A 24,397-nucleotide genomic window follows, 5' to 3' on the forward strand; every position below is an offset into this window, starting at 1 on the left:
AATTTAAAACAGTATAAAATGAAAAATAGATTTTTTATAAAAACGATCTTTTTCCTCTCGTTAGCCATCTTTACAGGTTGCGAACTAGATGATCGAGTTGACGACCTTACAGGAGCTTATGAAGGTAAAATTATTGATAAAAATACAGGAGAAACTGTAAATACAGAATACTCTTCTGGAGCGAAATTACGATTTTTAGATCTTGCTTTTGGAGATATAGCACAACCATTAGATTACTTGGTTTTGCCAGATGGTACTTTTAATAATTCTAAAATATTTCCAGCAAACTATAAAATTTGGGCAGATGGACCTTTTCTAGAATTAGATACCATACAAAGTTTAGATTTATCGTCTCCAAATAATTTCGATATAAAAGTAATACCCAATGTAACACTGCACATTCAAGAAATTAAAAATTTGTTTGGTATTGGTATGGAAATTACCTACGATTATAAAGTAAACGATCCATTATCGACAGAACAACAAATAGGTTTTATTTTTTCGGAAATAGAATATCCTGGTTTTAATAGATCTGCACTTCCAGGTGCAAATGAAACAGCACTGGCGACTAGAATTATTAAAGATGTTACAGATTTAGAAGGTACAATTACAGATTTAGTGTATTTAGATCCTAATAAAAAATATTATGTTCGAGCATTAGGTAAATTTAAAGGTTCTAGTGATTTTTGGAATTATTCAAACCAAGAAGAGTTCTCTACAACAGATATAGATGTTGCTGCAATACCTGTTCAAGTCGAGCAGGGAGCAATTAGTAGTTCTTCTGTGTTGTTAAGTGTGCCTGTACCTCCAATAGATGGTTTAACTATTAAGTTAGAATATGCTACTGGTGGCGATGGTACTATAACCGATGTTTTTCCGGCTGGACAGCTTGTTTACGCAGCAAATCTTCCAGCAAACACCTCAGTAGATGTAAAGGTCTCTTTATCAAGTGGTGGCATTGATGGAAATCCAACCACTGTTTCAGTAATGACAGATGCAAATACAGATCATTACATAGAACCAAACCCTACAAGATTACCAAATGTACCGTTTTATTACGACCAAGATTTTAAATACTCGCTATCAAAAAGAGTCGCAGAAGAATTCGGACCAACAAACGATCCAGGATGGGTAACAAATGGGTCTAGACACGTTTTTATGGATTGGTGGAGCTCTTGGTTGCCAAGACCAGACCTAATTCCAACTTCAGAGTACCTTGCTAACATTAAGGAGTTTACTCTATATGGAAACATTAAAAATATGGTAGATATTTTGCCTTTTACAGGTATGGAAACACTAAATATTAATGTTGGTGAAGCCTTGTTTTCAGAAGGGTTAACAGTATCTTCAGACTTAGATCTAAGACCTTTAACTAAATTAAAAAACTTAAAAACAATAGTGCTTGGAGCAGGTGTACCTTTAACAGAAGCAGATTTTACAGATGCTGGTGTAACTGGTGTAACCATTGTAAAAAACTAATGAGTTATATATTGTAAATAAATAATACAAATGAAAGAGAAGAAAGCAGGTGTGATTTAATATTAAATTTTACCTGCTTTTTTATTACATATCACTAAACTTTATTGTAGAAACAATTCTATGAACATTCCCAAACATATCAAAACTATTTTTTTGCTGTGCTTATATTTGTTGAGTAATTCGTCTTTCTCACAAATTTTTAAACGTGTAGAGGTACAAGCAAAACTAGCTGTTTTATCAGAAAATATGGGAGTTTCTGTAGCAGATTACGATGGAGACAACGATTTAGATATATTTATTGTTGGTAACACAACAGACGAAAACAATAATTTATTGAGTACCAGTAAGTTATTTAAAAACCTTAATAACGGTGTTTTTGAAGATGTTACCAAAGACGCAGGGTTATTAGATTTGTCATCATTAAATAATAACGATATACCAGATAGTAGCGAAGACAGTGGCTATAATGGTTATAAATTTGGTGCTTCTTGGGGAGATTACAACAACGATGGCTTTCCAGATTTGCTATTTACAAATGCTTACAGCATTCAGCTTTTTAAAAATAATGGTAATGGAACTTTTGTAGAAGTAACAACAGAAGCAGGTTTTTTAAAATACAATAATTGCTACAATACAAGTGCTACTTGGTTCGATTATAATAAAGATGGTTTTTTAGACCTTTATATTGGAGATTATGCCTCAACAACCTGCGATGGCAACAGTTTTTATAGAAATAATGGCGATGGAACTTTTAAAGAAATATCGAAAGAATTAGGTGTACAAAGCAAAGAGAAGTTTACTTACATGAGCATGCCAATAGATGTAAATAATGATGGCTGGCTCGATCTATATTTAGCAAACGATTTTGGAGAAAATGATTTGTATATCAATAAAAACGGATTGTCTTTCGAAAATCAAACAAACGAATATCAGCTTAACAATAATTTAAACGGAATGGGGTTAACCGTTGGCGATTATAACAACGATGGTTATTTCGATTTGTACCTAACAAACATTCTAAAAAATGCACTATTTAAAAATAATGGAAACAATTTGTTTGAAGATGTAGCAGTCGAAGAAAATGTCTTAAACGCTACTTGGGCTTGGAATACTCGTTTTTCAGATTTCGATTTAGATGGCGATGAAGATTTATTTGTAGTTAATGGATTTGTAGGTGCAAAAAGCAAAAATGTCTATTTTAAAAATCTGCTTGTTGAGGGGCAAGAAGGCTTTTCAAAAATGTCAAACGAAGTAGGTTTAGTAGCAAAAACGTATAGTATTGGTTCAGAAATTTTTGATTTTGACAATGATGGCGATTTAGATGTCTTTGTTTCCAATGTAGAGCAATCTTCATTTTTATACGAAAATAAAACGATTGAGTCTTCGAAAGCAGAAAATCCAAATTGGTTTAAAGTGCATCTAAAAGGAACTATTTCTAATAGGAATGCCATTGGAACAAAGCTAGAAATTAAAACAATTAAAGGATCACAATACCGATTTTATACTGGAGTAGGTTTGTTTTCTCAAAGTTTGCAACCCGTTCATTTTGGTTTAAATGAAGCAAATGAAATTTTAGAATTAAAAATTACATGGCCATCAGGTGAAAAAGAAACCTATTTAAATCTTCCAGTAAATAAAACCATTTTAGCAACAGAGAAAAAAGGGTATGAAGTAATAGAAATTAAACCGAGCGAAAAGATTGCTGGTTGTACCGACCCAAATTCATGTAATTACAATCCAAATGCTACTATAAACGACGGTTCTTGTAGTTATTTACCATCAAAACAAATTTCAGGAAATACAAATTCAACTTACTTAAAATCAGAAACATATACTTATACTTTAGAGAATAACGCAACTGCTATTTGGAGTGTGGTTGGCGGAGAAATTATAGAAGGGCAAGGAACTGGAACCGTAAAAATAAAATGGCATTTGAGTACAGTTGGAAAAATTACAGTTGTAGAAACAAACAATACGTGTAGTAGTTTACCTGTTGAACTGAATGTTGATTTAAAAATTTCCGAAGTTTTAAAAAATCAATCGATTGCAAGAATTTGGAACGAAGCTTTACTTATTGCCATTCGTGGCGATTATGCACGCCCAACAGTACATGCAAGAAATTTATTCCACTCAAGCATAGCGATGTATGATGCTTGGGCAATACATAACGATCGTGCAAAACCATATTTAATTGGAAATAATGTGCATAATTTTAACAGTAAACTCACAACGTTTACGCCTTCCGAAGGCAAAGAAGCTTCTATTAATAAAACCATAAGTTATGCGGTTTATAGGTTGTTGTGCCATCGATTTAAAAACTCACCTAATGCAAAAAATACATTAGAAATTTTCGATTTAATTATGAATCAAATGCGGTATGATAAAGATTTTACCTCTACAGATTATACTAAAGGAAACGCAGGAGCATTGGGTAATTTTATAGCAGAAACTATTATAAATTATGGATTTGTAGATGGAGCTGAAGAACAAACAGACTATCAAAATAAGTATTACAAGCCAGAAAACCCTCCTTTAAGACCTTCGCTATCTGGAGATGGAAATTTAAAAAATCCGAATAGATGGCAACCTTTAAGTTTCAATGTTTTTATAGACCAAAGTGGAAATTTAATTCAAGAAACAACCCCAGATTTTTTAAGTCCAGAATGGGGAAATGTGCATCCTTTTTCACTACATAAGTCAGATATATCGAATTTTAAAAGAAATAATGGCGACTATAAAGTATATAACAATCCTGGAGCACCACCATATTTAGGAAACGATGAAGTTTCAAGCAACGCATATAAATGGGGGTTTTCATTAGTGTCTAAATGGAGCTCACACTTAAACGTATCAGATAACGTTTTATGGGATATTTCACCCAAATCAATAGGAAATATTTCCCCAGACCAATATCCTACAAATTTTGAAGCATACAAGACTTTTTATAAGGAATTAGAAGGTGGCGATATTGGAAAAGGGCATGCTGTAAATCCGATTACGAACCAGCCTTACCAAACTCAAATGGTTCCCAGAGGAGATTATACAAGGGTTTTGGCAGAATTTTGGGCAGATGGTCCAGATTCAGAAACACCTCCAGGACATTGGTTTACTATTTTAAATTATGTAAACGACCATCCTTTATTTGTTAAAAAAATTAAAGGAGAAGGAGGTATTCTAGAGTCGTTAGAATGGGATGTGAAGGCCTATTTTATTTTAGGAGGAGCAATGCATGATTCGGCTATTGCAGCATGGAGTATTAAAGGTTGGTACGATTACATAAGACCTATTTCTGCCATAAGATACATGGCAAATAAAGGACAAAGTTCTAATACTTCATTAGATAATTATCATGCAGAAGGCATTCCTCTAGAGGAAGGTTTGGTAGAAATAGTAAAAGAAAACGACCCATTAGCTGGAGACGAAGCAGAACATGTAGGGAAAATTAAATTGTACGCATGGAAAGGACATCGTTTTATAAATAATCCAGAAAAAGACCAATCTGGAGTAGGTTGGATTCTAGCTGAAAATTGGGTACCATACCAAAGAGCCTCTTTTGTAACGCCACCTTTTGCAGGTTATGTATCTGGTCATTCTACATTTTCTAGAGCAGCAGCAGAAGTGATTACCTTGTTAACAGGTAGCCCTTATTTTCCAGGAGGATATGGCGAATTTATTGCAAAGAAAAATAAGTTTTTAGTATTCGAAGAAGGCCCTAGTATGGATGTAAAATTGCAGTGGGCAACATATCGAGATGCGTCAGACCAATGCAGTTTATCCCGTATTTGGGGAGGAATTCACCCACCTGCAGATGATATTCCTGGAAGATTAATTGGAGAGAAAATTGGAGTTAATGCGTTTAATTTTGCAAATGAATATTTTAATATTGATACCAAAAATGAAGCTATAACGAACATCACAGTTTTTCCAAATCCTTTAAAAAGTAATGAAATATGGATTTCTAATACCACTCAAATTGATGATATAAAACTCTATGATTTAAAAGGAGTAGAAATTAAAATTAACGAAAAAATATATATAGAATCACTTAAAAGAACCAAATTAAGCTTGCCTTTATTGGCTTCTGGAGTCTATATGGTTACAGTAAACAGCCAATCAAAAAAACTAATTATTCAATAATTTTCTAAAAGATGATTAAATAAACCTCTTAGACCGATATTTATACTTAGTTACGTTTACCGGTCTTTAGATTTGTAAAGTCATTTTTTTAATAGTTCATATCAATATTTTATTAATTTAAATGTGTTTAAAATTAAAATAGGTTACAACATACCTTTTTTTTGAATTTTATTTTTAAAAATAATACCAATGGTTAAATTAAAATCCCTTTTTTTACTAACTCTTATTACGTTTGTAAATTTAAGCTGTAAGAATACAGAAAGCTTCAAAGAAAAAAAGCAAAGTCCAATTGAAGCATTAGCAAAACGAATCGCTCCTAATCATGCTAATAAATTTATATTCGAAGTACTAGAAAATTCAGAAAAAGATATTTTTGAAATTCAGTCTAAAGAAGATAAAATTCTTATTCGTGGTAATAATTACAATTCTATTGCAGTTGGCTTAAATTACTACTTAAAAAATTATTGCAAAACCTATGTATCTTGGTATGTAGATGATAAAATAGATTTACCAGAAACGCTACCCACAATTTCTAAAAAAATAACAAAATCTGCGAGAGTAGAAAACCGTTTTTTTCTTAATTACTGTACATTCGGGTACACCATGCCTTGGTGGCAATGGAAAGATTGGGAACACTTTATAGATTGGATGGCCTTAAATGGCGTAAATATGCCATTGGCAATTACTGGGCAAGAAGCTATTTGGTACGAGGTTTGGAAAGAGTACGGATTGTCTGATGAGCAAATTAGAAGCTATTTTACAGGACCAGCACACTTGCCTTGGCATAGAATGTCTAATTTAGATAAATGGGGTGGTCCATTGCCAATGTCTTGGTTAAAGCATCAAAAAGATTTACAAAAGAAAATTGTTGCCAGAGAACGAGAATTTGGTATGACACCTGTATTGCCAGCCTTTGCAGGTCATGTTCCTGAAGCGCTAAAAGCAATTTTTCCAGAAGCAAAAATTAATCAATTAAGTTCTTGGGGCGGTTTTAAAGATAAGTATAGGAGTTTCTTTTTAGATCCTTTAGACCCTGCTTTTAAAGAAATTCAACATAAATTTTTAAAAAAACAAACAGAAGCTTTTGGAACAGACCACATTTATGGAGCAGACCCATTTAACGAAGTACACCCTCCAAGTTGGGAGCCAGATTATTTGGCGACAGTTTCCAATACCATTTATAGCTCTATAAAAGACATAGACCCAGAAGCTAATTGGTTACAAATGTCTTGGATATTTTATTTTGAAAGAGAACATTGGACCAATGAGCGAATAGAAGCTATGGTAAAAGCGGTACCACAAGATAAAATGATGCTACTAGATTATTATTGTGAAAAAGAGGAAGTTTGGCAAATGACAGATGCGTTTTTTGGACAACCTTTTATATGGTGTTATTTGGGTAATTTTGGAGGAAATACCATGTTAGCAGGCAATTTAGATACAGTTGAAAAACGTATTGAAAATGCGTTTGCAAAGAATAAAAATATGTGGGGCTTAGGTTCTACTTTAGAAGCTTTTGATGTAAACCCATTAATGTACGAATATGTGTTTGAAAAAGTGTGGACAAACAAAAGCACCAATACAGATAAATGGATTAAAAATTGGGCAGATATAAGGTATGGAAGTGAAAATAACAATGCGCGCGAATCTTGGAATCTTTTACACAAAAAAATATACAAAGACCCAGCAAGATTAGGGCAAGCCACCTTAACAAATACAAGACCTACCTTAGCAGGAAGTGGAAATTGGACTACAGATCCTACTATTAATTACGATAATAAAGAACTGTTTAAAATTTGGCAATTATTATTAGAAAAACCAAGTACAAAAACAAGTTATCAGTACGATGTTACCAATATTGGGCGTCAAGTATTAGGAAATCTTTTTTCTGAATTAAGAGCCGATTTTACAAAGAATTATAACAATAAAAATAGACGAGGTTTAAAGGAAAGTGGCGAAAAAATGTTGACTTTATTCGACGATTTAGATAAATTGTTAGGAACTCAATCTTCTTTTTTATTAGGAAAATGGTTAGAAGATGCGAAATCTTTTGGAGTTACTAAAGAAGAAGAAAAATATTACGAACACAACGCGCGTAATATTATTACAACTTGGGGTACAGGCGCACAGAGTTTAAATGATTATGCCAACCGTTCTTGGGCAGGCTTAACCAAAGGATTTTATAAAAAACGTTGGCAAATGTTTATCGATGATGTTACTACATCCGTAGAAAATAACAAACCGTTTGATAAAGATGCATTCTTTAAAAAAGTAACACAGTTCGAATGGGATTGGACACAAGGAAACGAACTATATGAAGCAAAACCAAAAGGAAATTCGGTTCAAATAGCCAAAGACTTGGTAGCGAAATATCGTACTTATTTTAATAATTAGAATGGTAATTAAAAAAATAGGTGCTTAATATATGATATGTATTGTGGCTATCTATCGAGTTTCTTGTTTTTGCATGGTAGTCAAAAATCTTCTAAAGCTTACAATTAGGGTACTATCATAACAATAGAAACAAAAAAAGAGGAGCTAATAAATTTAAAATATATATGAATAATAAAATATTAAAAATTACCATACTTACTTTTGGAATGTTATTTAACTTTGCTTGTTCGAAACCTGATACTTTAGAAGTAGAAAAAGAACCTGAAGAAATTTTAGAAACAGATACCGAAATAGGTTTCGTAAAAACGTTAAAAGGAAATTATAATGTTGGAGAACAAGTAGAAATTGTTGGTTTCAATATAAAAAACACATCTTCAACAAAAGTAAAAATTACAGAAATTTCATCAAAAATAAGAGGATTTGGAGATGATAAATCAGTAAAATATTCTGCAATAATTTCAGAAAATATTGAGATTCCTATTGGAGGCACATTTTCAACCCCACAAAAATCCATTTTTACAATTCCAAATAGTTTGGCTAAAGATGCCTATGCAGTTTCTATTTATCTAAAATTTTCTGATGGTGCCCAAAGAGAGCTGTATAAAACATTTTTTAGAGTTTCAGATACCCAAACATTACTTACTTATAAAATTGATAAAGAAGAATATAACGGTTTGCCTGTTTTTAAATTAAGAGGTGGCTTAAGTGCAGAATATACGGTTCAAAAATCGGCAGCTTCATTTGTTTCTGGAATTTCACATTCATGGACTTCTCCTATAGAAACCATTGCATCTACACCAGATTTTTTAGAACGTTCGATAAACAACACTATCGATTTTTATGACGGTACTGTTGGAGCAACCACACCTATTGAAACTGTAATTATTTCTACCGGAATTCCAGGCGTACAATATTTGGCTCGTAATATGAAAGGGGTTGTTTTACCATTGCATTTTTTAGTGGCTTCTGGTACTGTAAAAGAAGCACAAACTATTTTAGAGTATGCTAATAATTCTGGTTATAAATCTTATGGTACAATTGGGCATGATTTTTCAATTACAAATACGCAAAGTGTTGGCTGGATAAAATTACTAGATTTACCAACACAATACAAAAAATTTATAGAAGATCATCAAGTAAAAAATGTTATTTTATTAGGGCATACTGGTACCGATGATGGAGAAACACAGGCACAAAAAGTAGCAGATACCCGTGGTAAATACGAAGAAAACTCTTTATATTTAATGCGTTTTTCTGGAGATGCTTCTGATGGATATTTAAAACAAATTTTAAGTGATTACGAGGCTACAAGACTATCAAGTGTAACAAAAGTAGCCGATTGGGAAGCTGGTATTATTCCTGCACAAATAAATAATTTTAGTGCATCTGTAAAAGCAAAAACCAGTGCAACTGTAACTGCGGTAACCGCAAACGATGGTGTGCATTTATGGAATTTAGGAACATATACATCATTAGCATTAATCAAAAAAAATCAAACCATTTTCGAAGTTGGTGGACCTGCTGTAAGAGGTATTTCTACCAACCAATATTTGTTAGGAAACCCAAGTTACGAAAGTTATATTAGATATGTACCTTTCTTGTATTTCGCAGGTTTTACAGCCGAATTTCAATATAATAATTGGTTGAGTACCAAAATAAAATCGGCAGTAAATAGTTATTTTCCAGACATTGTTTTTGAAGATTTAACATTTTGGACAAATGATGCTTCTATGGATGCTTTATTAAAAACAAAAGGCTTAAAAGTTAGGTCTAGTAACTATTCTGCAGGTCAAGTTTGGGATATCAGTAATGGTTTAAATAGCTTAACAGAAGTAAGAGCAGTAGATATTTTGAGCAAAACAACGCCATCTGCATTTAAAACTTGGAACGACAATTTAGAGTTTTTAGATTTAAACGATTTACAAGAGGTTTCAAATAAGTTTCCAGAAATTAAAGTAGAACAAAAATAATTCGATAAATTAAATTTTAATGAAAATCGTAAAGTATATATTCTTAATATTAATTACAGTATTCGTAGGTTGTAAGTCTAAATCTAAGAATAAAGTTGTTGGAAAAGGAATTCCTCCTTTAACAGCAAATATACAGTTTAACAAAGATGCTTATAAAGCAGGAGACCTTATTAAAACAACCATTTCTCTTGAAAATAAAAGTGAAGTAGCTGTGGTTGTAGAAGATTTGGCGCTTAAAATAGTTAATATTTCTAAGGGTTCTGATTCGATTGTAAAAGAGCTGAAAAATGTTGGTTTTAAATGGAAAGCAGGAGAAAAACATACAGAAACATTAAATATTGAGTTGCCAAAAGCTTTTAAAGAAGGCGCTTATGGCGTTTACATCACTCAAAAACAAAAAGGGTTTGAGGCAGATGAAACCTATGAGACGTTTTTCAGAATAATTACAGATGATGAGCTTACCGTTTTTAATATTGAAACAGAAAAAGTAAAGGGTGTTCCTGTTTTTAAATTAGATGGTGGTATGAGTGCAGAATATATCGTTGAGAAATCTGCCGAAAATTTAACTTCTGGAATTTCTCATTCTTGGGAGGTAAATGCACCTGGATCAGGCCCAAATCACGTATTGGGCACACCTAATTACTTAGAAAAATCGGTTAATAAAACCGTCGAATTTTATAACAAAACTTTTGGAGACGATGCAGAAATAGAAACCGTATTAATAAGTACTGGTTTTCCATCAATCCCTTATATTTCTAATGCATTAAAAGCACCAGTTTTACCTTTGCATTTTTTGGTAAGTGTAAATACAGCAAAAGAAATTCAAACCATTTTAAAAACAGCGAACGATAATGGTATTGCGTCTTATGCCACATTAAGTCACGACCCTTCTGTACCTTATGCCGTGTCTTGGATTAAACTGTTAGAATTACCACAAGCATACAAGAACTTCATTAAAAAACACAATGTAAAAAATGTTGTAATTCTGGGAGCCACAGGAACCAATGGTGGAGAAACCAAAGCAAAACAATTGTTATATGATAATAATTTAAAAGGCGAATATGCAGATAGAAGTATTTATATTATGTATCCTGGCACATCTCCAGATGATGTAAAAACTTTAAATGATAAAATTGTTGATTTAAAAGACTTTAAACAGCAAGAAAATTTTATTCAAATAGCAGATTGGGAAAGTGGTATCAACCAAAAACAGTTAACAAATTTTGTTGCAGATGCCAAATCTATTAACAATTCTGTAAACGCCATTACAATTACAGCAGAATCATTAGGCAGGCTATATGCTTTGGGAGGTTATAGTACTTTGGCTTTAATGCACAAAAATAAAGATAAATTTAGTGATGTAAAAGGTGTTATTTTTAATCCGTATTTAATTGCACACCCAACTATTGAGATGAAAAAAGGGTTTGTACCTTTATTGTATTGGCAGTTGGTAGGGGCAAATTACACGGTTTATAATATGGAAAACGACCTCTTAAAAGCGATAAAACATTACTACCCACAAACCAATCCTAAAAAATTAAAACTGTGGCTTAATTCTACTCGAAATTTTGGTGCAAAATGGTCTGCAAATAATTTAAAGAAAGAACTTACCAAAAAAGGATATACCAATTTTGTAGAAAATAATTACGAAGTAGATGAAGTTTGGGATTTATCTGATGAGGTAGATTCACCCAGTGAAAAATTGTTTAAAGAGATTGATAAAACTTATGGTTTCGACAATTTAAAAAAATGGAGAAACTCTCTAAAATCTTTATCTATTGAAGATATGAAAGAATTATCAGAGTTGTTTGGCGGATTTGAAGTTGAAGTAAAATAAATGTTGTTTAGCATTTAAAAAGTGAATGGCACTTTCATGTCTTTATACTTACAAAACTATATTTAAGGATGTGTTATGAAAATTTATGAAGTAAAATCAATTACAGATACTCTTTTAAAGGCAATTAATATTTTAATTCCGCAACTAACTTCAAGTTCTATTCTTTTGACTAAAAAAGAATTAGAAGACATTATAACATCAGAAAACACAGTACTTTTTATTGCAGAAGAAAAAGAGATAATTTTAGGAACTTTAACTTTAGTACTTAATAAAATCCCTACAGGGAGTAAAGCATGGATTGAAGATGTTGTTGTTGATGAAGCAGCCAGAGGGAAAGGCGTGGGAAAAAAAATCACCCAATTTGCTGTAGATTACGCTTTAAATAAAGGCATTACAAAAATAGATTTAACGTCAAGTCCCGAAAGAATAGCTGCAAACAACTTATATCAAAAACTAGGGTTTAAAAAACGCAAAACGAACGTGTATAGATTGCATCGATAAATCATCTATAAAACTGAAATATAAAACATTTTAATTTAAAATATCAATGCTACAAATTAATAAATCTTATTGTTTTTTATCTCTATATTTTTTGAAGCACTAAAATGCAATATATCTTTTAGTTGAATACGATCTTTTGTTTTAATCGTATTCCTTGTGAAGTCGATATTTTCAATATTTTTAGCATAAAGCACTTTTCCTTTTTTTATATTGAATTGATTATCCGATATTCGAATGTTTTTATGAACAAAACGTTCCTTGATAATTTCTGTATTTTCGGGACGAATATTTATTACTGGCTCTCCACATTCCATAAACCTATTGTTTTTAATGGTAACATCAGTTACATAGCCAGATTCAAACCAGCTGTTGGCATCGTTAGCAATTAGAATACCACTCATACTTGTTTTAATAAACTCATTGTTTTCGATTCGCGTTTTTCCTCTGGAGGTAACCAAAATACCACGCGTAGGAATGCGGGTTATTGTGTTGTTTAATATAGTTACATTGGGTGTCCATGTTGTGTTTTCAAGCACATCTTCTAAATGAATATCAGTAGAAATGGGGTTTTCAAGAGTAAGTTCCATTTCCTTTGGGTTTAACAAATTAGCTGTTGCAATTTTGTTTTTTGAATACGGAATTAATGTTGTATTACGAATAAACTCAATACTATCTCCTTCATGAAAGGCTTCGAATCCAAAAGTTTGTGGATGCATAAAACGCACTTTTATTTTTCTGTTAGACAGTTTTTCCACAATACGTAAATGAGTTCCGTGTATGTTAATAGCATCGTCATTGGCTGCTGATAAAAATGAGTTTTTAATGATGATATCTCCTTTACATCCCGAAAAATGAAGAATATCTGCCCATGCAGCACAGGTTCTTTTTGAATTGTCTTTGGGTTTTACAGAAAAGTTATTAAATGTAAGATTTTCACTAAATTGACTTACAACGCCCATACCATGCATAAAATGAATGGTTACATTTTTCCATGTTATATTTTTACTGCTATCGGTAAAAAAGGCAGCGTAATCACGAAATGTATTTCTATTCTGATAGGTATAACCTGCTACAAAGCCTAGGTTTTTATCAAAAAACATGCGTACCTTACTATTTTCCATTTCCAAAAAGCGAAGCTTTTTAGAAGGCATGTATTTTCTAATTACGGTTTTTGCTTTAGGGTTAAACTCTTGCCATAATGGCTGCACCTTATGCTGCCAGTTTTCGCCTACCCAAGTTAAAGTGCTATCAACAATACTGTACTTAGAATCAGGATGAATTTGTATATCAGCAAAATGCTTTGTTGTTTGAACAACCTTAAATTCTGATACAGTAGGACGTTTGTAGTCAAACGATAAATTTTGAATGTTGATGTTTTTTGAATTTTCGATGCCCATTTCCATCACTTTACCTCTAAAAACTATTTCGGCTCCATTTCCATTTAAATGCACGTTCTCGGCATTCAACAAATAAAAAGCCACGGACTTTAAACTGTCAGGAGCATCGTTTGTATTAGAAATTTGAAACTTTTTTTTATAGGCGTTCTTAGGGTAAAAATTATATGTACCTGTTGCAAATTTTACAGTAATCGGATTTTCTTTTGTTCCCTTTCCTGTTAAAAACAAAGATTCTTTAAAATCACCAATAGATAGAATTTCAATAGTATTTCCTTCTGTTAATTGTAGTTCGTTTACCGGTTTGAAAGTTTTCCAAGGATGTGCTTTTTCTAATCCAGAGTTGGTGTCATTACCAATATTTGGGTCTATATAATAAGTAACCCCTGTTTTGGAAAAAACACGATTATGTATTTCTGGGTAGCTATTCTCTGTGGAGGTAGAGTTTTGTACATTGTTACAGCTCCAAATAAAAAAAGAAATAACACAGTAATAATAAATAACGAAAAGGCGATACATTTTCATAATAAAAAATATTCTATTATAGTTTTATAAAAATACGTTTTTTATATAACCAATAAGCAGGTATATAGCAAAGCAAAGTGTAAGCAATAGCGTATAATAAAGATGCTAACTTTGGGGTAACACCCAAAGAAGTTACTGTTTCAAAAAACCAAATATTGGTTGACTGTCCGTTTATCAAGTTCCAATCTAAAAAAACAGGATGCAAAACATGAAATAAAACATACATTGTAATGGCATTAGAGCCAAATACAACGCCCATTTTAGTTCCTTTTTTATAACCTAAATAATCTATTAAGAATACAGATGCAGCAAGAGTAAGCATCGCAAAGCCACCAGCATACAATACAAAAGAACTAGACCAAATATTTTTGTTTAAAGGAAAATGCCAACTCCATACAATACCAATTAATAAAGCAGTAAAGCCTAAAAAGAAAAGCCACATTATTTTTTCTGGGAGTGTTTTTTTGGAAGTTAAAAGCGTTCCTGTTAGCATTCCTAAAATTCCGGTAACAATTGCAGGAAATGTACTAAAGAATCCCTCTGGAACCCATTGGCCTTTTGTAAGATTTAAAACATAAGAGTCTATCCAATGTGCTACATTTTTCCCAGGTTCTAAAATGCCGGTTCCTAAATTAGGAATAGGTATAAAATACATACATAACCAATAACCAACTAAAATAACAATTCCCGTATATAGTTGTTGTTTCCAATGGGTATGTAAAAATAGAAATGCACAGACTACATAGACAATAGAAATTCTAGCAAGAACACCAGTATAACCAATTCCAGACCACCCATAATTTAAAAAGTCGAAGTTTGGAAAAAGGTTTAAAAGTATGCCCACAGCCATAATTTTTAAAAAGCGTAAAATTATTTTAGGGTAAAGTGCTTTAGTTGAGGTTCCTTTGTCTTTTTTATTCCCAAGAGAAATGGCAATAGCAATGCCCACAATAAAAATAAAAAATGGAAATATTAGATCAGTAGGTGTAGTGTTGTTCCAGGCAGCATGTGTCACGGGTAAATATACATGTTCCCAAGTTGCAGGCGTGCTTACCAAAATCATGGCAGCTATGGTATAGCCGCGCATAACATCTAAGGCTAAAATTCTATTTTTCATTTTTGTATTTAGGATTTAAAGTAGCTTGTTTGGCCTGCATGGATTGTTGCAATTCGTGCAATTTTAAACTAAGCGCTTTTACTTTTTCTGGGTTGCTACTAGAAAGGTCTTGTTTTTCTCCTATGTCAGTTCTTAAATTATAGAGTTCTTTTGTGTTGGTTTCGTAAAACTCGATAAGTTTCCAATCTCCTTGTTTTATGGCTGCTCCAGGCGTCCAGCCACTACCATGGTAATGTGGATAGTGCCAAAAAAGCTCTTTTCTTTTTAATTTGTATTTAGCATTTTTTAAAATTGGACTCAAATCCTTACCATCTACTATGTGATTGGAATTCAATGAAATTTTAGCCAAAGAAGTTATCGTTGAATAAAAATCATGGCTTACAACAGGTTCGTTACTTATTTGGTTTTCTTTGTTAAAATGTGTGGGTTTTATAAGTAATGGTACACGAATACCTCCTTCATACAACCACCCTTTCCCCGCTCTTAATGGTGAAACAGATGTTGGTGCTACTTGCAAATATCCTTTTTGTATGGTTGCCAAACCGCCATTGTCTGAAGTGAAAATAATGGTTGTATTCTCATATAGTTTTTTCTCTTTTAATTTAGCAATAAGTTTACCAATATTCTTATCCATCGCGTAAACCATAGAGGCATAATTGGGGTTTAATTGATTTAAGGTTGTAAAACCTTTACCTTCTTTTTCTTGTTGAATTTCTTGATTTTTTAAAGTTTTTAATTTGTCTTGAAATTTCTTAAGATATTTTTTATTTGCTTGAATAGGTGTGTGTACCGTGTAATAATTTAGATAAAGAAAAAATGGTTTGTAGCTAATGGTATCTAAAAATGAGGTAGATTCATTGGTTAGCCTATCCGTTAAATATTCTCCAATTGGGCCATCTTTTAATTTAGGGTTTTTATAAGGCGAATAATAACCTCCAGGAGGATGCCCAACATGGTTACCAGCAATATTGGTTTTAAACCCTTGATTTTCTGGAAAAAAACCTTCGTCTCCTAAATGCCATTTTCCTGCAAAAAAAGTTTCGTACCCATCTTTTTGTAATATTTCTGCAATGGTAACTTCGTTTAAGGGCAAACTATCTAAATCTTTAGGACCCAATAATTTTCTGTTTTTTGGGTCGTTTCCAGGAATCCAATCTGTTATATTTAATCTGGCAGGATGTTTACCAGTTAAAATAGAGGCTCTGGTGGGAGAACAAATTGATGCTGAAGCATAAGCATTTGTAAATTGCACACTGTTTTTACTTAAGGCATCAATATTTGGTGTTTCGTAAAAGGTACTTCCATTATAACCAACATCCATCCAGCCTAAATCATCAACCAAAATAAACAAGAAATTTTGTTTGTTTTTAAGTGGTGTTTTTTTCTTTATTGACGAACAAGAAGTAAGTGTAAAAATTATAATTATTGCCGAAAGATATTTTTTTAGAAATTGCATTTTTTTGATATTTTATAAGTTTACCTCGCAAAAATATTATTTAATCTACTTTTTTTTGCCATAAAACCCATAAGATGGCTTTCTATTGAGGCGTATATAGTTGAAGCTAATAAAGAAGCATCTTTTTTAGAAACGGTTTGCAACCAATTTTTTACCAAACGCCAATCGCCACCTCCATGACCATGACCTTGGTAATCTTTTACATCTTTATGCACATTCCATTCACTTTGTTTCCTTGTTCTAAAATTTGTGTGAACAAATAAATTTTCGCATATCTCCAGAAATATCTCCCATAGATGTTTGGCAGTTACAATTCCTATGCGTTGGCTATTTCTATGCGTGAAATGGTAACTTTTGGTAATTTTTTTACCTCCAATATTCCTCATGTAATAGGGGTAATAGGTATCTCTATATTTATTTATATGCGGATTATGTGTACAGGAACCATCCCAAAATTGCTGAGCTCTTGCAGGTAATGCTGTTTTTTTATGGATAAAAGGGCCACAGGTTTTTTTCGCAACAGCTACAGCAATTTCACTATGTGTTAACCAACCTAAAAAGGTTGTGCTTTTCGGCCATCTGGCGTACAATAAGTCATACAAACCATTGGGATCTTTTGTGACAGAACCACTCCAAATAAACCAATTTTTATCTTTTAGAATGTTTTTAAAATGTAGCTTTTGTAGCATTTTGCCTATTGGTGTTTCAGCTTCAATATATTTATTTTTAGAAGTAAAAAATTTAAACCAAGGTATGGTTAAGCCTATAGTGGTGCCTGTTATTTTTTGAAAGCTTTTTCTTCTATCCATATTTTAATAAAATATTTTAGACTTATTTATGTTTATTCTTTTATTATGGCAATCTCATCAATAACTAAATCTTTACTCTTCAATTTTAATTTTAACACCCCATCTTGGCTATCTTCACGCATGATATGGTATTTTATAAGTCCGTTGTTGTTTACTTTTTTGTTTGATGTTGTACGACCTTCAAAATTAATAAATTCAATATTTTTGGTGTTTTTTAATTTAAGGTAGAATGTACCTAAAATACCTTTTGGGCAATTAATTACCAAACTGGTTTCGTTGCTATTCCAACCCTCTTTATTTTGATGTTTTGTAGTAACGGTATAGTTAGAATTGAATAAAAGAAGAGATTGATCGTTATCTTTTTTCCATGCTATATTAGCGTTTTCTTTTAGTTTTCCGGAAGCTTTTATATAAACAATAGGGTCTTTATATTGTTTAGGAATGGTTACATTATTTGTTGAAGCGGTAAGTGAAAATAAGCCAGACAACCATTCTTTAGATACAGAAGTTGTTGGGTCGAAATTTTTAGAATTCATGTATTTTAGTAAGCTGAATTTTAATTGTTGAGTTGCAGGAGAAGTGTTATTAGTAATATCGAAACCAGAAACCATTAATTTTCCTTTACCAACTTTTAATTCGAATAGAATGCCCATTTTATTATTTCTATGAAAATCGTCTATGGGTTGAGCTATAGGTATGTAGTTTGCAGGTAATTCATTCAAAACGAAGGCTTTTGAGTTTTTACTAATGGGTTCCCATTGCCAATCGCTATGAAAATTGGTTGGAAATTTAGAAAACGCGTTATTTTTGTGATCAACTAACAAGCCAATATTTGTTTTTCCTTGTCCAGAAAAATAAGTTAGCGACCAATACAGAGAATAAAAATCAAATTTTACACTGGTTTTTGTGGAACCTAATTTAGAAGCATTCAGTAATACCGATTTTCCTTCTTCCAAGGCTTTTAAGGTGGTTTCATCAAAAGAATTGGTTTCTAAAACAGTGTTATTTACTACTTTTGGCGTTTTTTTAGGAAACACCCAAACATTCCAATCATTTTTAAATTCTGTACCTTCAATAGCAATTTCTATTTTTAATTGAGTTGCTTTTTTAATTGTTTGTAGTGAAAATTGATGTGTGCCCACAGACGTTACTGTTCCATTTTTAATTGTTTTGTTCATTAGTCTTTCTGAAAATAAAATCTTGTTAGTTTCATCAGAAACACTATATACAATCGTTTTATCTTTTAAATCATGTTTATTATAATGAGAAATTTCAGATGTAACGGTTAAGGTTTCATCATTTGTAAAAACAAATTTTTCAAACCTTGCCAAAGGTACAGTAGTATTAAAGTGCTTTCTAAATTCTTTAGGTGTTGTAATGTTTTTAGAATCCCAAAAAGCATCTAACCAGCCAATTAAAGCTTCTCCCTGACCAGGGTAATCGTTAATGCCTAATAATTGAATTCCTGCACAACTCGGCGTTCTTAAAAAAGACTCGATTTCATATTTGTATAAAAGTTGATTTAAAGCTCCTGATGCCAACTGAAAGTCTCTCGATTGGTTTTCAATACCATTTTTGCGAGCTTGTTCTCTAAAGGCTTCAAAATTTCTAGCTTTTAAAGCTCCCGTATATTTTTTAATTTCTTCCCAATTTGGGTACACAGGCCATTGCCCAATTTCATGTGCAATAATGGGAATGTTATTTGGACCATATACATTTTCATAATCCCAATTTGTACTAGGTTTTAGGGTACCTCTTACCAAACCTACACCGTCTATAAAATGTGTGGCAGCATAATCGCAATGTTTGGTTATTTTTCTTGCGGTAGATACTGCATATAATCTTCTCGGGTCACGTTTTTTTAATTCGCCAATCCATTTATCAGTAACATCAAAATCGGCACTTCCTAATTCGTTTCCGATACCGAACATTATAAAAGAAGGGTGGTTTCCGTAAGTATCTATAACACGATCCATTTCTGCACGAATAAATTTATCTCGTTCAGGAGATTTTCCAACACCAACAGTGTTTTTCATCCACCAGTCTATCCAAACACTTGCTTCTGCTTGAATATAAATACCTAATTTATCGGCAGCTACAAAAGCAGCTTCTGGCGGACACCAAGAATGAAAACGGACATGATTCAGTCCATAATCTTTATATATTTTAAAAATACGTTCCCAATCTTCGACTTTGCAAGAAGGATAGCCAGTTAGTGGAAAATGAACATTGTCTAAATTTCCTCTTAAAAAAATAGGCATATTATTGATATTTATTTTAGTACCATCTTGACTTACCTTTCTTAATCCAAACGACTCTGTAGAAGAGGCTATAACTTTATGATCAACCTCTAAACTTGTTTTTAATTCGTATAAATTTGGTGTGAATTCACTCCATGGTTTTACTGCTTTATTTAAAGAAATTTTAAATGCTTTTTCGAATTCATTACCAGTTTTTTTAGAGGTAAGCACAATTTCGCCTGTTTCTAAATTAGAAATCACAAAATTTATTGTTGCTTTTTGTGGCAACTGTCCTCGAATATTTAATTTTACTGAAATTTCATCTCCATCAAAATTACCAGAAATCGTTGTTTTTTCAATATGAAGATTATTTTTAGCAATGAGTTCCATTCTGCCCACAATACCATTCCATAAGGTTTGTGTATGCTCTGTGTAAGCGTGACCTTTTTTACCAATGTCGTGAATCATTTCATTGTTTACACGAATAGTTAATGTATGGTTTCCTGGAGTTAAATTTCCTAAATTATGAATATGAGGCGTACCCAAAGCATCTTTGGTATCTTTTTCGATACCATCTACATACACTTTAGACTCCCACAATACACGCTCTAAAAACAATTCAATTTTTTTATTTTTCCATTTTTTAGGAATTTCTATATTTTTAGAATAGTACGCTCGACCAACATATTTGTAATTAGGAGTTAACATAGCAGTATCTGCAACTATAGTTTTAACCCCATACCCATTTTCATTTAATGATCCTGGAAGTTGTAGCGTGTTTTCTGAAATTAACTCTTTTGGAAGTCCTTTATTTAAAGAGTCTAAAAAAACGTTCCACGTTCCTGAAAGGTCTTTTACCATGGAGTTGTTTTTTGTGGAGCAACTATAAAAGAAAGTAAATAGAACGATAACAGCAAGAGAATAAGAGAGTTGGTTTTTTTTAAACATACTTATTTGTTGAAATTTTAATGATTCTTTCAAAAATATTTCTTTTTCAAAAAAATAAGGTTTAAATATTGGTTTATGAGGTACGAATAATAATTTTTTAAACTTTCTAAGAAAATAATTAGCTTATTAATTATAATTCTTTTCCAATTAATAAATGTTTTGTCGCTTTTAACTTAAACCGATAATCGAACAATTAAGACCAAAAAGAAAACCTGAAGTATTAAATTGATTTATATGTTTGAAGGAACTTTAAAATAGACAATATTATGAAAAAACATTTACTTTTATTATTGTTGCTTTTTACTTTTTTAGCAAAAGCACAAAATTCTGTAAAACCTACAGCAATTACTCAAATAGCAGGTACTTCCGAAAGTGCTTTAGGTTTGTCTTTGGAAGATCTTATTACAGGATCTGGTCTTAGTAGTGAGCCTACAACTGTTGCAGATTTCGCTACGACAACGCATGCAAATGCTTGGGCAGATAGTTGGGCAACAGGAAATGAAGGCTCGCCAAGTTATTTTGCAGATACAGCTGACTACCCTGATGTAGTTTTTGAAATAAATTTAGGAGTTGCTTATAATTTGACTTCATTTGCATATTGGGGCTATCCTGTACTTCCTGCGAACAATCCAAAAACGGTTGTTTTACAGTTTTCTACAGATGGAGGAGTCACTTACACGGCTACAGAAAATATTACTTTAGGGTCTTCTGTTGGGTCTGGAGATCCCATTGCAATTCCTCATCAATCTGCATCTTGGGCTACACCAAGAAAGGCTAATTTTGTAAAACTAACAATAACAGATAATCACGGAGGTAGTAGAGTTGGTTTCGCTGAACTGCGTTTTGGAGGAGATGTAGCAGTTGCAGTACCAAATGACCCTTCGAATTTAGTAGCTACAGCAACTTCTGATTCTGAAATTACTGTAAGTTGGGATGATAATTCAGATAATGAAACAGGTTTTAAATTAGAGCGTAAAGAAGGTACAGGTGCTTATTCTGAAATCGCAACACCAGCAGCAGGCGTTACAAGTTATAGTGATTCAGGTTTAAATCCTTCTACAATTTATTCATACAGAGTTAAAGCAACAAACGGAGATGGTGATTCAATTGGGAGTGCAGAAGGAGGAGGAGCAACCAAAGCTTCTAATGGAAGACCTACTATTTTAATAACGCCTACTTCTATTACGCAAGAAGCAGGCAATTCAGAAGGTTGTTGTGGATTGTCTGTTGGAGATATGATTGACGATTCAGGTTTATCTGTAACACCAACTGTAACAAATATAAATACGGTAACTCATTCAGGTAATTTTGGAGAAGGCAATGCTTTCGCGACAGCTACAGATCAAGCTGGAGGTTATTTTTCAGCATCAAATCCAGATCCAGTTTTTACATTAAGTTTAGGGAATAATTATAACGTATCATCTTTAGTTATTTGGGGATATCCTTTAGATCCAAGCGCAGAAGCTAAAAGTTTTAAGGTAGAATTTTCTACAGATGGAGGAACAACCTATGCAGAAGGTGTAGAAAACGTTACAAATTCGAGCTCTTTAGGAGGAAATAGTAATGCTGCCATTTTAACTTTTTCTAGTGTTAAAACAGCTAATTTTGTTAGAATTACTTTTACTGATAATCATGGTGGTGGTCGAGCAGCACTTGGTGAAGTTAAGTTTGTAGGTGCATTAAACGAGCCTTTATCTTTAGATTCTAATTCATTATCAAGAATTAAAGTATATCCTAACCCATCTAGTGATTATTTATTCGTATCTAATATTGAAGATGAAGGAGAGGCAATTATATATAATGTTTTTGGTAAAAAAATAAAAAGCTTTAAACTTTCCATAGGTATGGAAAAAATAAATATAAAAGATTTAAGTACTGGAATATATATGGTTTCATTAAATAATGCAGGTAAAAGTTTGATGAAAAAAATAATAAAAAAATAATAATTGAAGTCATCTTGACTTTTTTATAGAAGAGTATTTAATCAGTAGATTGAATACTCTTTTTTTTGCTTATAAAAAAGCATGTTTATTTTTATGTTCAAAGACTAAGAATCTTTTTAAATAATTCAAAACTTAATGATTGTATCTCAAGGTTTTCATATTTATGAATCTTATTTAGAGTAAAATAGCATTAATAAGGAATGAGTATTTACTCTTTAGCTATTTGGTAAAAAGGCTTAATTATATACCAAAAAGAATGATTTTTATACCAAAAAGTGGTCAATATTAAGAAAATTGCGTTGAATTTAAATTCAATTAAATAATACTAACATTATGCAACAAAAAAACAACACGACAGCAATTGTAATTATTGCAGGACTATTTTTCATATTTGGGTTTGTAACGTGGATTAATGGTGCTTTAATTCCTTTTATGAAAACCATCAACGAGTTAACAGAATCGCAATCTTATTTAGTGGCGACAGCCTCTTATATTTCGTTTGTTGTAATGGCATTGCCAGCTTCCTATATTTTAGGTAAAATAGGGTATAAAAAAGGGATGTCTTTAGGGCTAATTATTATGGCCATTGGAGCTTTGGTATTTATACCAGCAGCAGAAGCAAGAACCTATTGGGTTTTTTTAGCAGGAATTTTTATTCAAGGAATAGGAATGACCATTTTACAAACCGCAGCCAATCCGTACATTACCATTTTGGGTCCAATAGAGAGTGGCGCCAAGCGAATTGCCATTATGGGAATAGCAAACAAAGTTGCAGGAGCATTAGGATCTTTAATTTTTGGAGCTTTATTGTTATCAGGAATCGATGAAACAAAAGAAAAATTAGCAGGCGCAACTTTAGAAGAAAAAAATGTGTTGTTAGATACCATGGCAGATAGCGTATTTATGCCTTATGTTGTAATGGCAATCGCCTTATTTTTATTAGGAATTTTAATAAGAAAAGCACCATTACCACAAGTAGAAGCCGCAGAAGAACCCGTTTTAGAAGAAGGGAAAACCGCCAAAACAAGCATTTTTCAATTCCCTAATTTATGGTTAGGAGTAATTGCTTTATTCGTTTATGTAGGTGCAGAAGTTATTGCAGGAGATACCATTATCGCTTACGGAATTTCCTTAGGATTTACAGGAGAAGAAGCAAAATTCTTTACCACCTATACCTTAATGGCAATGGTGGCAACCTATGCCTTAGGCGTTCTCTTAATTCCTAAATATGTAAAACAAAAAACAGCTTTAATCGCCAGTGCCGTTTTAGGAATTGTATTTAGTTTTTGCATATTAAGTACCACAGGTTTTACCTCAGTACTATTTGTTGCGGCTTTAGGGATTGCAAACGCTTTGGTTTGGCCAGCCATTTGGCCCCTAACTTTAGATGGTTTAGGAAAATTCACCAAAACAGGTTCTGCATTGTTAATTATGGCCATTTCAGGAGGGGCAATCATTCCGCCTTTGTATGGAAGAATTGTAGATGCCAACAAACACGAACTTATAGCCAATGGAATACAAGAAGCAGAGGCCATTGCAACAGCATCTACAGAAAGCTATTGGATTTTAATTCCTTGCTATGCAATTATCCTATTCTTTGCAATATGGGGTCATAAAATAAAAAATTGGAGTAAATAATCGAGATTA

General features: G+C 32.3%; 13 protein-coding genes. 8 read left to right on the top strand and 5 right to left on the bottom strand.

Going from position 1 to position 24,397, the window contains the following annotated elements:
- The first annotated feature begins 18 nt into the window (after window positions 1-18).
- The 6 genes from JL193_RS16475 (at window position 19) to JL193_RS16500 (ending at window position 12,318) form a co-directional block, all read left to right on the top strand.
- Entirely contained in the window at window positions 19-1,479 is a 1,461-nt protein-coding gene (locus JL193_RS16475; protein WP_207971803.1) for a DUF3823 domain-containing protein, read from the top strand.
- Between the two features lie 171 nt (window positions 1,480-1,650).
- Complete coding sequence (locus tag JL193_RS16480; RefSeq protein ID WP_243456790.1) at window positions 1,651-5,616, top strand: FG-GAP-like repeat-containing protein; 3,966 nt, start codon at window positions 1,651-1,653, stop codon at window positions 5,614-5,616.
- 189 nt (window positions 5,617-5,805) lie between these two features.
- Complete coding sequence (locus tag JL193_RS16485) at window positions 5,806-8,010, top strand: alpha-N-acetylglucosaminidase (RefSeq protein WP_207971805.1); 2,205 nt, start codon at window positions 5,806-5,808, stop codon at window positions 8,008-8,010.
- 164 nt (window positions 8,011-8,174) lie between these two features.
- Window positions 8,175-9,980 (top strand): hypothetical protein, encoded by a 1,806-nt coding sequence (locus tag JL193_RS16490; RefSeq protein WP_207971806.1) that lies wholly within the window; start codon window positions 8,175-8,177, stop codon window positions 9,978-9,980.
- Window positions 9,981-9,999: 19 nt separating this feature from the next.
- Complete coding sequence (locus tag JL193_RS16495; protein WP_207971807.1) at window positions 10,000-11,817, top strand: hypothetical protein; 1,818 nt, start codon at window positions 10,000-10,002, stop codon at window positions 11,815-11,817.
- A 75-nt stretch (window positions 11,818-11,892) separates the two neighbouring features.
- On the top strand, window positions 11,893-12,318 hold the full coding sequence (locus JL193_RS16500; RefSeq protein WP_207971808.1) for a GNAT family N-acetyltransferase: 426 nt from the start codon (window positions 11,893-11,895) through the stop codon (window positions 12,316-12,318).
- Window positions 12,319-12,374: 56 nt separating this feature from the next.
- Here JL193_RS16500 and JL193_RS16505 read toward each other — a convergent pair whose 3' ends face one another.
- From JL193_RS16505 to JL193_RS16525, 5 genes are read right to left on the bottom strand one after another with little or no spacing between them, the layout of a single operon-like run.
- On the bottom strand, window positions 12,375-14,237 hold the full coding sequence (locus JL193_RS16505; RefSeq protein WP_207971809.1) for a right-handed parallel beta-helix repeat-containing protein: 1,863 nt from the start codon (window positions 14,235-14,237) through the stop codon (window positions 12,375-12,377).
- Between the two features lie 16 nt (window positions 14,238-14,253).
- Complete coding sequence (locus tag JL193_RS16510) at window positions 14,254-15,354, bottom strand: acyltransferase family protein (protein ID WP_207971810.1); 1,101 nt, start codon at window positions 15,352-15,354, stop codon at window positions 14,254-14,256.
- On the bottom strand, window positions 15,344-16,810 hold the full coding sequence (locus JL193_RS16515; RefSeq protein WP_207971811.1) for a sulfatase: 1,467 nt from the start codon (window positions 16,808-16,810) through the stop codon (window positions 15,344-15,346). The genes JL193_RS16510 and JL193_RS16515 overlap by 11 nt, the downstream gene beginning before the upstream one ends.
- Window positions 16,811-16,830: 20 nt before the next feature.
- Complete coding sequence (locus JL193_RS16520; protein ID WP_207971812.1) at window positions 16,831-17,619, bottom strand: glycoside hydrolase family protein; 789 nt, start codon at window positions 17,617-17,619, stop codon at window positions 16,831-16,833.
- 32 nt (window positions 17,620-17,651) lie between these two features.
- Entirely contained in the window at window positions 17,652-20,720 is a 3,069-nt protein-coding gene (locus JL193_RS16525) for a DUF8487 domain-containing protein (RefSeq protein WP_207971813.1), read from the bottom strand.
- 353 nt (window positions 20,721-21,073) lie between these two features.
- Here JL193_RS16525 and JL193_RS16530 point away from each other — a divergent pair, with 353 nt between their 5' ends.
- Together JL193_RS16530 and JL193_RS16535 are read left to right on the top strand one after the other, a co-directional pair.
- Window positions 21,074-22,750, top strand: coding sequence for a discoidin domain-containing protein (locus JL193_RS16530; RefSeq protein ID WP_207971814.1), 1,677 nt, complete (start codon window positions 21,074-21,076; stop codon window positions 22,748-22,750).
- Between the two features lie 333 nt (window positions 22,751-23,083).
- Window positions 23,084-24,388 carry a sugar MFS transporter gene (locus JL193_RS16535; protein ID WP_207971815.1) on the top strand — a complete coding sequence of 435 codons (1,305 nt, stop codon included), beginning with the start codon at window positions 23,084-23,086 and terminating at the stop codon, window positions 24,386-24,388.
- Window positions 24,389-24,397 lie beyond the last annotated feature (9 nt).

This window comes from Polaribacter batillariae, from assembly GCF_017498485.1.
In the GTDB taxonomy this organism is placed as follows: domain Bacteria; phylum Bacteroidota; class Bacteroidia; order Flavobacteriales; family Flavobacteriaceae; genus Polaribacter; species Polaribacter batillariae.

What these genes read in the sequence shown, in the direction of transcription:
- JL193_RS16515 (WP_207971811.1), bottom strand. Translation starts at nt 16,810, where the DNA reads ATGCAATTTCTAAAAAAATATCTTTCGGCAATAATTATAATTTTTACA.
- JL193_RS16520 (WP_207971812.1), bottom strand. Translation starts at nt 17,619, where the DNA reads ATGGATAGAAGAAAAAGCTTTCAAAAAATAACAGGCACCACTATAGGC.
- JL193_RS16530 (WP_207971814.1), top strand. Translation starts at nt 21,074, where the DNA reads ATGAAAAAACATTTACTTTTATTATTGTTGCTTTTTACTTTTTTAGCA.
- JL193_RS16485 (WP_207971805.1), top strand. Translation starts at nt 5,806, where the DNA reads ATGGTTAAATTAAAATCCCTTTTTTTACTAACTCTTATTACGTTTGTA.
- JL193_RS16475 (WP_207971803.1), top strand. Translation starts at nt 19, where the DNA reads ATGAAAAATAGATTTTTTATAAAAACGATCTTTTTCCTCTCGTTAGCC.
- JL193_RS16490 (WP_207971806.1), top strand. Translation starts at nt 8,175, where the DNA reads ATGAATAATAAAATATTAAAAATTACCATACTTACTTTTGGAATGTTA.
- JL193_RS16505 (WP_207971809.1), bottom strand. Translation starts at nt 14,237, where the DNA reads ATGAAAATGTATCGCCTTTTCGTTATTTATTATTACTGTGTTATTTCT.
- JL193_RS16510 (WP_207971810.1), bottom strand. Translation starts at nt 15,354, where the DNA reads ATGAAAAATAGAATTTTAGCCTTAGATGTTATGCGCGGCTATACCATA.
- JL193_RS16525 (WP_207971813.1), bottom strand. Translation starts at nt 20,720, where the DNA reads ATGGTAAAAGACCTTTCAGGAACGTGGAACGTTTTTTTAGACTCTTTA.
- JL193_RS16535 (WP_207971815.1), top strand. Translation starts at nt 23,084, where the DNA reads ATGCAACAAAAAAACAACACGACAGCAATTGTAATTATTGCAGGACTA.
- JL193_RS16500 (WP_207971808.1), top strand. Translation starts at nt 11,893, where the DNA reads ATGAAAATTTATGAAGTAAAATCAATTACAGATACTCTTTTAAAGGCA.
- JL193_RS16495 (WP_207971807.1), top strand. Translation starts at nt 10,000, where the DNA reads ATGAAAATCGTAAAGTATATATTCTTAATATTAATTACAGTATTCGTA.